Source organism: Gracilibacillus caseinilyticus (genome assembly GCF_022919115.1).
GTDB classification, from domain to species: Bacteria; Bacillota; Bacilli; order Bacillales; family Amphibacillaceae; genus Gracilibacillus; species Gracilibacillus caseinilyticus.
On the sequence record NZ_CP095072.1, the window covers coordinates 2713563 to 2728013 of the forward strand.

11 protein-coding genes are annotated in these 14451 nt (G+C 37.2%); 8 read left to right on the forward strand and 3 right to left on the reverse strand.

The genetic code is table 11. From position 1 onward, the window contains the following. The first annotated feature begins 119 nt into the window (after positions 1–119). From MUN88_RS12795 to MUN88_RS12805, 3 genes are read left to right on the forward strand one after another with little or no spacing between them, the layout of a single operon-like run. The gene (locus MUN88_RS12795) at positions 120–1673 is read left to right on the forward strand and encodes a spore germination protein (RefSeq protein ID WP_244715624.1); all 1554 of its coding nucleotides are present in this window, start codon (positions 120–122) and stop codon (positions 1671–1673) included. Positions 1674–1678: 5 nt separating this feature from the next. Then, complete coding sequence (locus tag MUN88_RS12800) at positions 1679–2788, forward strand: GerAB/ArcD/ProY family transporter (protein WP_244715626.1); 1110 nt, start codon at positions 1679–1681, stop codon at positions 2786–2788. Next, complete coding sequence (locus MUN88_RS12805) at positions 2778–3962, forward strand: Ger(x)C family spore germination protein (protein ID WP_244715628.1); 1185 nt, start codon at positions 2778–2780, stop codon at positions 3960–3962. The genes MUN88_RS12800 and MUN88_RS12805 overlap by 11 nt, the downstream gene beginning before the upstream one ends. A gap of 217 nt (positions 3963–4179) precedes the next feature. Here MUN88_RS12805 and MUN88_RS12810 read toward each other — a convergent pair whose 3' ends face one another. Beyond that, positions 4180–4272 (reverse strand): YjcZ family sporulation protein, encoded by a 93-nt coding sequence (locus MUN88_RS12810; RefSeq protein ID WP_244715630.1) that lies wholly within the window; start codon positions 4270–4272, stop codon positions 4180–4182. Between the two features lie 286 nt (positions 4273–4558). Between MUN88_RS12810 and MUN88_RS12815 the strand changes: the two genes are divergently transcribed. Then, entirely contained in the window at positions 4559–6061 is a 1503-nt protein-coding gene (locus tag MUN88_RS12815; protein ID WP_369809993.1) for an extracellular solute-binding protein, read from the forward strand. Between the two features lie 363 nt (positions 6062–6424). Here MUN88_RS12815 and MUN88_RS12820 read toward each other — a convergent pair whose 3' ends face one another. After that, positions 6425–7294, reverse strand: coding sequence for an AraC family transcriptional regulator (locus MUN88_RS12820; RefSeq protein ID WP_244715634.1), 870 nt, complete (start codon positions 7292–7294; stop codon positions 6425–6427). A 244-nt stretch (positions 7295–7538) separates the two neighbouring features. Here MUN88_RS12820 and MUN88_RS12825 point away from each other — a divergent pair, with 244 nt between their 5' ends. The 4 genes from MUN88_RS12825 to MUN88_RS12840 are packed head-to-tail and all read left to right on the forward strand — an operon-like array spanning position 7539 to position 12735. After that, a complete protein-coding gene (locus MUN88_RS12825) occupies positions 7539–8552 on the forward strand; it encodes a zinc-binding alcohol dehydrogenase family protein (protein WP_244715636.1) in 1014 nt (337 codons plus the stop codon). 32 nt (positions 8553–8584) lie between these two features. Next, positions 8585–9418 carry an amidohydrolase family protein gene (locus MUN88_RS12830; protein ID WP_244715638.1) on the forward strand — a complete coding sequence of 278 codons (834 nt, stop codon included), beginning with the start codon at positions 8585–8587 and terminating at the stop codon, positions 9416–9418. Positions 9419–9447: 29 nt separating this feature from the next. After that, positions 9448–10377 (forward strand): aldo/keto reductase, encoded by a 930-nt coding sequence (locus MUN88_RS12835; RefSeq protein ID WP_244715640.1) that lies wholly within the window; start codon positions 9448–9450, stop codon positions 10375–10377. A gap of 54 nt (positions 10378–10431) precedes the next feature. Next, complete coding sequence (locus tag MUN88_RS12840; protein ID WP_244715642.1) at positions 10432–12735, forward strand: glycoside hydrolase family 95 protein; 2304 nt, start codon at positions 10432–10434, stop codon at positions 12733–12735. 747 nt (positions 12736–13482) lie between these two features. Here the strand turns inward: MUN88_RS12840 and MUN88_RS12845 are convergent. After that, positions 13483–14433: a metal ABC transporter substrate-binding protein gene (locus tag MUN88_RS12845; protein WP_244715644.1), complete on the reverse strand. Its 951-nt coding sequence runs from the start codon at positions 14431–14433 to the stop codon at positions 13483–13485. Between the last annotated feature and the right edge of the window lie 18 nt (positions 14434–14451).

Below are 14451 nucleotides of genomic sequence, written 5' to 3' on the forward strand. Positions count from 1 at the left end.
TACATAATCCGTATTATAGTTAGCTTTATACATACTGGAGGTTTTTCTTGTTTTGTATAAAAATTGCGCTTTGAGGGAAAACAAGGATGAACTACTATAAAGATAATTGAGGGATTACTATGGTGCGAGCATCATTCTTTCAACGTTTAAGGACTAGAAAACAAGCCACGGAATCTTCAGATAAAAAGGTGATTTTGAGTTCACTCAGTCACAACTTAGATGATAATCTGCAGAATATGAAGCGGGTGCTTGGTGACTCTAGTGATTTGATAGTAAGAGAACTGCTTATTGGAAATTTGAATCAACGAGCAGCTATTATTTATCTCAGTGGAATTACTGACGAGAGAAGAATTAACAATAATATTCTGCAAATGATTCAATCTAATGTGAAATCGTTTGGAAATAATATTTTGGATGACATTGAGAAAGAAGTAATTTCCGTTACAGATACCCATCAGTCGGATGATCTGGATGACATAGCATTTAGCATCCTGAATGGCAATACTGCGTTTTTTATGGATGGAATTGAGCGCGTATTATTAATGGGTACTGCTGGAGGAAAAGAACGGGCGATTGAACAACCAGATTCGGAAACATTAATTCGTGGACCGAGAGAAGGATTTGTTGAAAGTATTCAAACGAATCTAGCCTTAATACGCCGAAACATTAAAGATCCGAATCTTCGTTTTAAAGAATTTGAAATTGGAGAACGGTCAAAACAGAAATTAGTTCTTTGTTATATAGAAGGTATTACAAATGAAAATATAATTACGGAAGTAAACAGAAGATTGGAAACGATAGATATTGATTATGCTTCGGATTCTGCTACTGTGGAGCAATGGATTGAGGACAGTTTCTTATCTCCATTTCCACAGCTTTTAGATACGGAACGTCCCGATCGGGTGATTTTTGAACTAATGCAAGGCAGAATAGCTATTCTGCTTGATGGTTCTCCTTTTGCGTTAATAGGACCTATTTCGATTGCGGATACCGTTCATTCTATGGAAGATTATAACCAGCGATGGTTAACCTCAAGTTTGTTGCGGCTGTTACGATTTTTGACTGTTATTATTTCACTTATCTTGCCAGCTTTATACATTGCACTTGTATCCTATCACCCAGGGATGATACCGATAACTTTAACCTATTCCATAGCTGCTACCAGGGAAGGAGTAGCATTCCCTACTGGAATTGAAGCCATCTTGATGGCTGTTACATTTGAAATATTACATGAAGCAGGGGTTCGCCTTCCGAAAATTATTGGTCAGACAATCGGAATTGTTGGAGGTTTAGTAATTGGTGAATCAGCAGTGAGTGCAGGAATTGTCAGTCCAATTATGGTTGTTGTAACAGCTCTGACCGCCATTTCATCTTTTAGTATTCCGATTTACAGTGCGACAGCGTCATTCAGAATCTTACGGTTTGCTTTTATGATAGCAGCCTCTTTTTTAGGTTTGTATGGAATTGCTTTAGCTTATATCATGGTAAATATTCATTTTGTCAATTTAAAGAGTATTGGTATGCCTTATTCGGTTCCATTTTCACCAGTATTTTTTAAAGATTTGAAAGACGTCGTGATACGTGCGCCAATTACTAATTTAACGCGACGTCCACGTTATTTAAAGCCGTTCGATAATCAATCAAAAAACACTAACCTTAAAAAAAGGAAGTAACGTGAATGAACACCTTCAAATATGCAGATGAGAAAATTAAAAGTAGCGATATTTTGATTGCTATTCCTGCTGTGGTGATAGGGATTGGCATATTACCGTTTCCACGTACACTTGCGAAAGAGATGACGACTTCAGATGGATGGGTCTCTATCCTGATTGCTGGACTTATTGTGATTGGAATTGTCTGGGGACTTGCAAAACTAGCCTCACAATTTCCGAATCAGTCCTTTATGATTTATGCATCTTCGTTAGTGTCAAAGCCGGTAGCAAAGATTTTAACCTTTCTTTATTTTATTTTTGGCATTTCCTTAACTAGTTTAGAGCTTCGTTCGGTAGCAGATGTATCTCATCAATATTTATTTGATCGTACGCCGATGGAAGTAATTATACTTACTTTTCTTTTAGTAGTGGTCAATGCTGTATCTGGCTCAAGAGCTGGGTTATTTAGACTCAACGCATTGTTTTTACCGTTTATTTTTTGCGTGACGGCTCTTTTAGTCTTGCTTTCCATTGGTTACATGGAAACCAAAAATCTATTCCCTGTTTTTAAAACAGACATGAAAGGATACCTCAAAGGTATTTCAGATAGTGGTTTATCATTTACAGGAATAAGTATTTTGCTTTTTTATATGTCACTAGTAAAAAATCCAAAGAAAGCTCCAAAGATGGCTGTATTCGGGATGTCTTCGGTAGTCGCGTTTTATATCTTAGTTTATATAACATGTATAGCGGTATTCGGTGACAGAGCAACAGAAGTGATGCGTTTTCCCATTATAGAGGTAGCGAAGACGATTGAGGTACCAGGCGGATTTTTTGAACGAGTGGAATCGATCTTTTTTGTTATTTGGTTAATGTCTTTATTTACTACAACAGCTATGGCATACGATATTGCCGTCATGGCAATGAATGCTATTTTTCCAAAAGTAAAAAAAGTTATGATAGTATTCATACTATCTCCTATTGTTTTTTTTATCTCAACCATTCCTAATAGCTTCATGGAAATTGTCAAATTTGCAAATTGGATTTCTTATTTTAGCTGGGCTCTAAATTTGCTAACTCTATCTTTATTATGGATCGCTTATTGGATAAAGGGGGCGAAGCAGCGTGAAACATAAATGTGTTACCATATTCTCTGGTATCATCATGTTGATGCTGCTCACGGCATGCTGGGATACTGTTGAGCTGGAGGACAGAGCATTTGTAGCTGGACAAGCTTTAGATATAGCGGAGCAACAAGAACAAGGTGATCAAACTACCTTTGAAATGACAGAACAATTAGTGGTTCCATCTGGTTTAGGGACAATTCTTCGACCAGGTGGTGGTCCTGCATTTCGAAATATATCAGAAGCAGGGCAAAGCTTATATGATATGGACACTAAAATTTCCAGGCAGATTAATCGGGTTAGTAATATTGAGCATTTAGAAATATCGTTGATTTCAAAAGAGATTGCAGAAAAGGAAGGTTTATTTCCGAAGATACTAGACGTATTTACTAGGCATCAGAAAATGAGAAGAGGTCTATTAATAGCTGTTACCGAAGAAAAAGCTGCAGACTATTTAAATGTTCAGCCGGAGCATGTGAAACTGCCCGCACGTTATCTTAGTGAACTGCTGGAGAATAAACGGGTACCCGTCACAACGGAACCTATTCGCATTGGGGATGTTCAGGAACATCTACTGAATAATCAGAGCTTTGTTATCCCGGTTCTTCAAATTGTCTCTGATAAAGTAGTTGAATATAAAGGTCTAGGAGTATTTCGTGGGCAGTCAGGTCAGATGACCGGTGTTCTAGCGGATGATCATGCGAAAGGTCGAAACATCATTGTAGGCGAAAATCAACAGGGAACTATCACAACAACTCTACTCAAAGAACCTATTACGTATTTTTTAGATAATGGAACTAGTAAATTTACATTAACGAATAGAGTGAAAGATAATTTACATTTTACTGTGGAGATTCATTTAAATGCAAGAATAGCTGAATATTTTGGATCAATGGAAATGTACAGCAAAAAAAATCAAAATAAATTAAAAAAGGCATTGGAGAAAAGAATCGAGAAAATAGCGCAGGACGCAGTAACTAAGGTGAAGGACGATTTACAAGTAGATATATTTACTTTTGATGATTACCTTCGTATCCATCACTACGATTTTTGGCAAGACATTAAACAGAATTGGGATACAGGAGAAAACTACTTTTCTAAAAGTACAATCAAGGTAGTAGTGGATGCCGATATAGAACAACCAGGAAACACCTACCAAGTGAAGAATAAGAAAGAAAGGAATTAATATGTGGAATCTAATTTCAGAAAGAATGCCATCCCTATTTACGATAGTCTGTACATTATTAGCATATGTAGTTCCTTATCTCATATATAAGATTAATCAACAAATTCATAAGGCATTGGATCCACCATGGAAGAAGGAAGATAAAAATAAGTTGGATCAATAATATAGGTGGAGCAGTTCAACAACATGAACTGCTCCATTTTTCTAATTATTGTCACTATCCATAATAGGAAGTTCCAACAATGATAAGAAGAATAAATAACACAACGATGAGGGTAAAGCCTTGACCATATCCATGTTCTTCACTCATTTACGATTCCTCCTTTCAACTATAATTATTATAGTTTATGTCGAAGGAAGTGTGCCGTTTAGTACATTTAATACTTAAAGCGCCTAATTTCTTAGTGTGTAGTATAAGCTGAATCAGCGCTGATGAAATAAGAAATGCAGGAGTCTTGTGTGAACTTCCTGATATCAAAAAACAGTATACACTGATCAAAATAAACAATTATAATCTCCATTATCATCAAATACAATAACATACAAGAAACAGATACAAGGTGCAGGTGCAATTGAACAAAGTGATAAAAGGAAGGATGAAAAGGATGAAAACAAAATTTTTTAGTCTATTTTTTTTAGTGTTATTAGTATTAGTCAGTTGCAGCAATAATGAAAGCGCTTCTAGTGGTGAGGGTGATAACACTGATAACGAAGACCGTCCAACGATTCATTTTATGACCAATTTATTAACACCGAATGTACCGAATGATAAGATTCTAACAAAGGTGGAAGAGGCTACTGGTTATAATTTAGAAATCGATTGGGTACCTGACAATAATTACAATGAAAGACTGAATACTGCTTTTGCAACAAACTCCTTGCCAGATGTAGTCGGGATTGGATTTCAACAAATTGATCAGTTTAAAGAAGCGATTCGCGATGGTCAGTTTTGGGAGATCGGACCATATTTAGAGGACTATGAGAATCTAAGTAAGTTGAAAGATGAAATAATTGATAATTCAAAAATAGATGGCAAAGTTTATGGATTATATCAAGGAAGACCTTTATCACGTTCTGGCATTATTTATCGAAAAGACTGGGCCGATAATCTTGGACTTTCAGCACCTACTACAACCGAAGAATTCTTTGAAATGGCCAAAGCATTTACCGAAGATGATCCGGATGGGAATGGAGAGGATGATACGATTGGTCTGACGGATCGAAGTGATCTGATATATGGTTCCTTTAAAACCATCGCTTCTTGGTTCGGAACACCGAACTATTGGGGAGTCAAAGAGGATGAAATCTTACCGCAATTTACGTTTCCGGAGTATATGGATACAATGAATTTCATGAAAGCATTACGCGACAATGGTTACATGAACAAAGACTTTCCGGTGACCAGTAAAGAAGATCAGACAGAGATGTTTAAAAATGGAACGGCTGGGCTTTATGTTGGTTCTATGTCTGATGTGAAGTCTATGTATGAAGATGCATCAAAGATTAATCCCGATGTAGAATATGATGTGCAAAATTATGTGGAAGGTCCTGATGGGGAATATGGGGTTTGGTCGATACCTGGATATGGTAGTTTAATGTTATTTCCTAAGTCCTCTGTCGAATCTGAAGAGGAACTAAAGGATATATTGACTTTTTATGATTATTTGATGACACCTGAAGTTGCTAACTTAGCATTATGGGGCGAAGAAGGGATGCATTATGAATTGATCGATGGGCAGGCGAAAGTGATTGATCAGGACAAATATGATGCAGAGGTAAGACCTTATAAAATATTTGAAATTGGTGAACCAGAAACAAGCGGAAAATATGAAGGTTATAATGATTATGAACCAGCTCTTAAAGCCAAAGAATTAGAAAAAGATAACGAAAATTACTTGATCGAAAACCCTACGGTTACGCTTGACTCGGAAACTTATGCTGCAAAAGCAGGAGAATTAGACCAAATTATGACTGATGCAACGTACCAATATATCCTTGGTGATATGGATGAAGAAGGATTCGAAGCAGCTATCGGGAAGTGGAAAGAAGCAGGAGGACAGGAAGCATTACAAGAATTTAATGAGAGCTATCAAAAGTAAAGAAACGCTGATGTGACAAAAGATTTTCAGGCAGATTAAGAGCCCGACATAATAAGAAATCATTCATGTTATGTTCGGACTCTCTCTCATGTCGTATACTGCGGATTAACTTCGTGTTTATTCGTAAAAAGTTTGAATTTATCCTTGGGGAAAATACTCTATTTCCTTTTAGTAATTTTGAACATTTCTGGAAAAGATCCGGAAATATGCTCCGGGCCCTGCTATTCTTACACAATAAAAATTTCAAATAGTCTCAACTGCATTAATTGAAAGTGTGGCAATAGAGAATGATATCGTTATTGTTTCCTGGGAGAATCCCTTCTGTTAAGTCCTAGCGTCGTTTTGGAATAAGGAAGATGAATGTTAGTTTGAGACGTGCTTCTTTCTGAATTCTGATGGGGTCATTCCTGCATATTTTTTAAAGGTTCGATAAAAATGCGGTGTGCTTTCAAATCCGATTTTATCTGCTATGAAGGCTATTGTATGATTTGTATGTAATAGTAATTCTTTGGACTGTAGGATCCGTTTTTTATTGATATATGCAGTTGGACCCATTCCGGTTAGCTGTTTAAAGACTCTGCTGAAGTGAGCGGGACTGACTAAAGATTCTTTAGCCAAGCTTGATAGGGAAATGTTCCGATTTATATTTTCTTCAATGTATACTAAGATGTGTTGCATCCAATCATAGGGCATATTTGTTTCTCCAGGTTTATCACGACTCTGATTTGCTTTAATTCTCGTCAATTCTAATAGGATGTGCTGTGTAAACAGCAGTGAGGCGTGAATGGATCCGATTTTTCTGGAAGATAACTCTTTATCAATATTACTTAAGTGATCCTCCAATATTAATTGCTCATTTTCAGTGAGCTGTATCTTGAAATTTTTCTCTTTTTTAACGGTTTCGATCAGGTACAAATAGGAAAAAGATTCATCGATTGCATTAGTATGAACCAAAGCTGAACTAAAGAAAATGACAGAAGAAGTGATTAAGTCGTTCTTGTCTGGCTTAGCGTGGTGTAACGTGTCTTTAGGGATAATAAACACATCCCCTTTGTTCATTTTGTAGAGGGTATTGTGAATGAAAAATAATCCGTTCCCATCGTGAACAAAAATAATTTCATGAAAATGATGTATATGGTCTGGTAGTTCATTTTGAGGTTTTTTACTGTTCTTATAGGTAAACGAATAAGGAAACAATTCATTGATCCTTGAAAGTTCAAAAGTAGATTTCACGTGATCACCTTCCCATTAATGAATAATGAATAGAAAAAAGGCTAGGAATTATTTATTTGATTATACCAAAAATGTTATCGATTACATATATGTTTACTGGAAGATTTTGAACTATGCAACAGAAACAAGAAACCGCCTAATTTAGGTCAAAAATAAACAGATGGGTAACAATATAGGCAATGTTATTTCGATTGATTACTGCTATGTTGAAGTTATTCATGAGTAAATGACGGGAGTAATTAACATGGAATGTATTGTATGCGAACAACCGAATAGTTTGGTGCAAACGAGCAGAACAACGCCATTAAAAGAAAAGGGGCAGGCAATAATTAATATCAAACGGATAGGAGTTTGTGGAACAGATCTTCATGCATATAAAGGAAATCAACCATTCTTTCAATATCCTCGAGTATTAGGGCATGAGTTAGCAGGAACAGTAGAATGGATTGATCAACATGCTACTAATATAAAGGAAGGGGATCGGGTTAGCATCATCCCCTACCTTGAATGTGGTACTTGTATCGCCTGCAGAAATAATAAGCCTAATTGTTGTATGGATCTGAAGGTTATCGGCGTGCATCTGGACGGTGGGATGTGTGAACAAATTTCCGTTCCCATTGAGCATTTGCTCGTAACAAATGATATATCTTTAGATGAGGCAGCGGTACTTGAGCCACTTAGTATTGGGGCACATGCTATCAAACGTTCCAGTCTAATTGCCGGTGATACGGTACTTGTTATAGGCGCAGGACCAATTGGCTTAGGGGTGATGGCTTTTGCCAAACAAGAAGGTGCTGAAGTTATTGCAATGGATGTAAATACAAATAGATTGGGTTTCTGCAGTGATTGGGCTCAAGTTGACCATCTTATCGATGCCGGGCAAGCGCCGTTGGATACCTTGTATGATTTAACAGGTGGAAATTTGCCATCCATTGTATTTGATGCAACAGGTCATTGTCTTTCAATGATGGAGGCATTTCAATATACTGCGCATGGCGGTGAATTAGTCTATGTAGGCTTAGTAAAGGACCACATCACTTTTTTTGATCCGGATTTTCATGCGAAGGAACTTTCTTTACTAGCTAGTCGAAATGCTACGAGGGATGATTTTGATTATGTTAAACGTTTCATACAAATGAATAAAATAAATATAGGTAACTATATCACACACCGTACAGCATTTAAATACACAGTTAACACCTTTAATGAATGGTTAGATCCTGAAACTAACGTGATAAAAGCAATAATAGAATTGTAAGTTATTAATTAGATGGAGAGGAGGGCATGGAAATGAGAATAGACGCACATCAGCATTACTGGAAAATTAGTCGAAATGATTATGGCTGGATTACACCAGAGGTTCCCACACTTTATCGTGATTTTTTAGAAGAGAATTTGATTCCACACCTGCAGAAACATAAGATTGACAAAACAATTGTCATTCAGGCAGCACCAACTATTGAAGAAACAGAGTTTATTTTATCCCAAAGTGAAAACTCGGAGGTCATTGCTGGAGTAGTAGGCTGGATAGATATAGAAGATCCTTCTTACAAAAGGCAACTTGAGTTATTTCTAGATCATCCAAAGTTTGTCGGGATACGCGTAATGATACAAGACATGCCTGACGCAAAAGTTATTTTAAAACGGAAATATATCGACGCATTCCATCATTTTGGAGAATTGGATTTACCTGTTGATTTATTAGTACATTCCAATCAACTTTCAGCCGTGGTTAAGCTACTTGATCAAGTGACAATTAGAGGTGTAATCGATCATATTGCAAAACCAGTTATAAAAGAAGGTACAACAGAGCCCTGGAGAAGTCATATGACAGAAATAGCAAAGCATCCAGCCATTTATTGTAAGCTATCCGGCATGGTGACAGAATCTGATCATACTCAATGGAAGTTGGAGGACTTTATTCCATATGTTCAGCACATAGTGAAGGTATTCGGATTGGATCGTTTGCTGTATGGTAGTGACTGGCCAGTTTGTCTACTGGCAGCAAGCTATGATGAAGTTATCCAAATTATCGAAAAAGTATTACCTGAAAATTTAACTGAGTCAGATAAGGTGAGGATTTTTGGTGAAAATGCTAAAACCTTTTATAAATTAGATGTTTAATTAGAATGTAATTCCAGGAGTGGATATCCATGAAATATCGAAGATTAGGTGAGACAGGTTTAGATGTTTCTGTGTTAAGTTTTGGTGCCTCCTCGTTAGGCTCTGTATTTAGAAAAGTTAAGGAAAAAGAAGGAATAAATACAGTGCATCGAGCATTTGATGGTGGAATTAATTATTTTGACGTGTCTCCATATTATGGTTTGACCAAGGCTGAAACGGTATTAGGTAAGGCAATGGAAGGTATGCCGCGAGATCAATTTATTTTATCAACGAAAGCAGGTCGGTATGGAGAGAATGATTTCGATTTTTCAAGACAAAGAATCATACAAAGTGCAGAAGAAAGCTTAACCCGTTTGCAGACAGATTATATTGATATGATGTTCTTGCATGATATTGAATTTGCCAATCATGCACAGATCATCCAAGAAGGAGTTCCAGCTCTTCAACAGCTTAAGGAAGAGGGAAAGATTCGTTACTTTGGCGTTTCGGGCCTTCCATTAACCGCATTCGAAAAAGTGTTAGCGCGCACAGATTTAGATGTTCTATTGTCTTATTGTCATTACTCGTTAAACGATACGTCCTTACTAAATATAGTATCATTATGTGATCAGAGAAAGGTGGGTTTAATTAACGCATCGCCAATTTCAATGGGATTGTTAAACGCACGTCCAGTAGCAGAGTGGCATCCGGCGGATAAGGAAATTATCTCCATCTGTAAGCATGCAGCATCATTCTGTGCAACGCAAGGTGAGGATTTGGCGAAACTTGCTATTCAGTTTGCAGTCCAGAATGAAAGAATTCCGACAACTCTAGTCAGTACGGCGAGTGAAGAAAATATTACAAATAATATTAAATGGATAGAAGAACCAATTAATCAAGATCTTCTAGGAAGTGTGTTAGATATATTAGAACCTATTCATAATAAAACGTGGTCCAGTGGTAAAGAAGAATGGCGTTAATGTTGATATAATAAATTAAGGACACTTTTAACAAATCATAAGAGGTGGTTAAACTTGCATCCAAATAATAAATGTTTATGGTATAAAGAACCTGCTGGTAACTGGAATGAAGCATTGCCAGTAGGGAATGGCCGAATAGGTGGTATGGTTTTTGGTCACGTTTCTAATGAAAGGATTCAGTTAAATGAGGATTCAATCTGGTATGGAGGACCAAGAGATAGGCTAAATCCTGATGCTTTTTCCCATTTGAATAGAGTTAGAGAGTTATTGGCAAATGGGAATTTATATGAAGCAGAAGAACTGGCTAAATTGAGTATGTCTGGTATTCCGAAGTCACAAAGACACTATGAACCTTTAGGTGAAATAAACATTGATTTTGATGAAATAAATAGATACAAAAATTATTATAGAGCGTTAGATTTAAATACTGCTATTGTAAATACTGAGTTTGTCACTAATAATATAACCTATCAAAGGGAAGTGTTTACTAGTTATCCGGATCAAGTGATGGTAATAAGGTTATCAGCAACGGAACAAAATTCTATATCCTTTCAAGCTAGTCTAGACCGGGGAAACACTAGAAACCTTGATACGACAGAACAGCTGTCTTCATCAAGTATTGTAATGGGTGGAGAAACTGGTGGAAGAGACGGTATTGCGTTTGCGGCGGTCTTAAAAGTTATAGCAGAGGATGGAGATGTCAGAGCATTAGGGAATCGTATATGTGTTAATCAAGCTAGTGAAGTTACCATATTGTTAACTGCTGCAACGACATATCGATTTGAAGATCCAAAAGAACAATGTGTCCATACGATATCTTGTGCTGCTAGAAAAGGATACTATGATTTAAGAAAAACACATATAACAGATTATCAAACATTATTTCAACGAGTTGAGTTAACACTTGCAGATCATTCCACATTGAAAAAGGATTTACCGACAGATGAGCGACTTAAATTACTGCAACAAGGAAAAATAGATCTCGGCCTGATCGATACATATTTTCATTTTGGCCGTTATCTGATGATTGCATCGAGCAGACCAAATTCTTTACCGGCTACTTTGCAAGGGATTTGGAATGATTTAATGTTCCCGCCCTGGGATAGTAAGTATACGATCAATATCAATGCACAGATGAATTATTGGCCGGCAGAAGTGTGTAATCTATCCGAATGCCATGTGCCTTTATTAAAGCATATCGAAAAAATGAAAAACTCAGGCAGAATAACAGCTAAGAAAATGTATAACTGCCGTGGATTCACCGCACATCATAATACGGATATTTGGGGAGATACAGCTCCACAGGATATTTATCCTCCGGCAAGTTATTGGCCAATGGGAGCAGCTTGGCTATGCTTACATTTGTGGGAACATTTTCAATATTCAACAGATGTCCCATATTTAAAACAGGCTTACGAAACGATGAAAGAAGCAGCTTTATTTTTTGTTGATTTTCTAATTGAGAACAACGATGGCTACTTGATTACAACGCCTTCTGTTTCTCCAGAAAACACGTATATATTACCTGATGGGGAGAAGGGCAGGTTATGTGAAGCGCCTTCTATGGACAGTCAAATCATTGATGCGCTTTTATCCAGTTGTATAAAAGCAAGTGATATATTAGGGATGGATAAAGAGTTTTCTCAACAACTATCAGAGTTAAGAGATAAGTTACCTCCAATAAAAATAGGAAAGCACGGTCAAATTCAAGAATGGCTAGAGGATTATGAAGAAGCTGAGCCTGGTCATCGTCATATCTCTCATTTATTTTCCTTACATCCCAGTAATCAGATTTCACCGATTACTACTCCTGCATTAGCCAAAGCAGCAGAAGTGACATTGAACAGAAGGTTAGCGCATGGTGGCGGACATACCGGCTGGAGCCGAGCCTGGATTATCAACATGTGGGCTCGTTTACATGATAGTGAAGCTGCTTATGACAATGTAGTAGAACTGTTAAAATCGTCTACACTGCCCAATTTATTCGACAACCATCCACCATTCCAAATTGACGGAAATTTTGGTGGAACTGCTGGCATTATAGAAATGATTGTGCAGAGCCAAAATGACGAAATTCATTTTCTTCCTGCTATTCCAAAAGCATGGGAAGATGGATATGTAAGGGGAGTAAAGGCTAGAGGAGGATATGAATTAGAGTTTGAATGGAAGCAGCATCAATTACAGTATATTAACATTCATGCTGTACAATCAGGAACCGTACGTATACGAGTAGATGCACCTGTAAAGGTTGACAACCAAGTAGTCACACAAAAGGATCACAATTTGTATGAGGTGTTAGTAGAAGCTGATCAAACTTCGTGTATTTTATTACATCCCGTTAGAAAGGTTATGAAATAAAAAGAGGCTGGGCATAAAATGTGTAAGCTAACAAACGTAATGATATAAAATTGTATTTTCATTTGGTGATTTTGACATTTTTACTGTGCTAAGGAAAAGCTCCGGAAATATGCTCCGCGTCCTGTGGGGCACGGCTTCAGCTAGGCTACTACTTGAACAATTTCTTTGTTGCCTTGTGCCGAGGAAGCTTAGTTCGAAGCGATACTAGTAGACACAGGCAAAGTGGATCCTCAGCTCGTGCTGACGCATGAGGAGTCTCCGCATATTTCCCACGCTTAAAGGAAGAGATACAATGCATGGAACAGCTAAAAGCATTGGCGCTAAGCAGTTTATGTACTTATATTAAATACTTTTGCAATAAATTGGTATAAACAGACCAATATGCTATCTCTTGCAACCGTTGTAGAACATTAACATTAGAGTAGGTCAACCAAATAGACTCCCGCGGGATTGTGCAGGTGCTGAAGATCCACTTTGTGAAACGATCTTCTTCACAAAGTTAGTTTCAGCCGTGCCCCGCAGGACGCGAAGTGGTTGGCCGGAGCGGAATTTTAGCACACTATATATGTCAATATGATCTCAAAGCTGATCATCATGTTCATTTTTCACGATTATATACGAAGTTACTTCATCGTTTATAGATAAGGTGTAAGAAGAATGCCGTACACTACATTGGTTTTATATAATCATAATCCATGTAGTGTGCGGCTTTTATTGAGGTTTAATCTTGTTCTCTGGCTCTTTCTGTTATTCGGTTAATCCTTCTTTAATCGTTTGGATATTCCATTTCATCATATCAATATAAGTATCTCCATCTTCACCGGTTTTTCCTAATGAATCGGTAAACACTTTACCCATAATCGGTACATCTGTCTCTGCCGATACTGCTTCCATACTGCGGGGGTCAATACTTGTTTCAAGGAATAATCCTTTTATTCCTTTATCGCTAATAATGTCAACAATTCTAGTAATTTGTTTAGGTGTTCCTTGATTCTCTTGGTTAATCTCCCAAATATATTCAGCCTGGAAGCCGTATGCTGCACTAAAGTATTTAAATGCACCTTCACTAGTCACTAATACACGCTCTTTTTCGGGGATTTCATTGTATTGCTCAATTGCATCCTGATGCAGCTCTTTCAATTGTGTGATATATTCTTCGGTATTTTTTTCATAGACGTCTTTATTGTCGGGATCGACTTCGATTAATCCGTCTCGTGCATTCTCCGCATATTGGATACCATTTTCAATATTTAACCAAGCATGTGGATCTTCTTCACCCTCATTCCCTTCTGTTGTTAAATACATTGGTTCCACGCCTTCACTCATTAGAAATACCGGCGCATCTTCTTCATCTTTTTCTGCTGTTTCCATTAAACGATCGAACCATGAATTACCTGCTTCCAGGTTTAATCCATTATAAAAAATGGCATCGGCATCTGTTGCCTTTTGGACATCTTCCGGTAGTGGGTCATATTCATGCGGATTGGATCCAATCGGTGCAAGGCTATGAATGTCAACTAAATCACCACCAACATTTTTAACGATGTCATAGATAATCGAATAAGTAGTGACCACTTGTACCTTCTCTTCGGTCTCTTCATTATTTGCATTTCCGCTTCCTTCACTTGTATTGCATGCAGTGATCAGCAGCAGTGTACATATACTTACAAAAAACGGTAAATAACTTCTTTTTTTCATAATTTCATTCCTCCTAAA

Excerpts from the sequence above, each read along its gene's own strand:
- MUN88_RS12815 (WP_369809993.1), top strand. The coding sequence starts at position 4,559 with ATGAAAAGGATGAAAACAAAATTTTTTAGTCTATTTTTTTTAGTGTTA.
- MUN88_RS12835 (WP_244715640.1), top strand. The coding sequence starts at position 9,448 with ATGAAATATCGAAGATTAGGTGAGACAGGTTTAGATGTTTCTGTGTTA.
- MUN88_RS12825 (WP_244715636.1), top strand. The coding sequence starts at position 7,539 with ATGGAATGTATTGTATGCGAACAACCGAATAGTTTGGTGCAAACGAGC.
- MUN88_RS12845 (WP_244715644.1), bottom strand. The coding sequence starts at position 14,433 with ATGAAAAAAAGAAGTTATTTACCGTTTTTTGTAAGTATATGTACACTG.
- MUN88_RS12800 (WP_244715626.1), top strand. The coding sequence starts at position 1,679 with ATGAACACCTTCAAATATGCAGATGAGAAAATTAAAAGTAGCGATATT.
- MUN88_RS12810 (WP_244715630.1), bottom strand. The coding sequence starts at position 4,272 with ATGAGTGAAGAACATGGATATGGTCAAGGCTTTACCCTCATCGTTGTG.
- MUN88_RS12795 (WP_244715624.1), top strand. The coding sequence starts at position 120 with ATGGTGCGAGCATCATTCTTTCAACGTTTAAGGACTAGAAAACAAGCC.
- MUN88_RS12830 (WP_244715638.1), top strand. The coding sequence starts at position 8,585 with ATGAGAATAGACGCACATCAGCATTACTGGAAAATTAGTCGAAATGAT.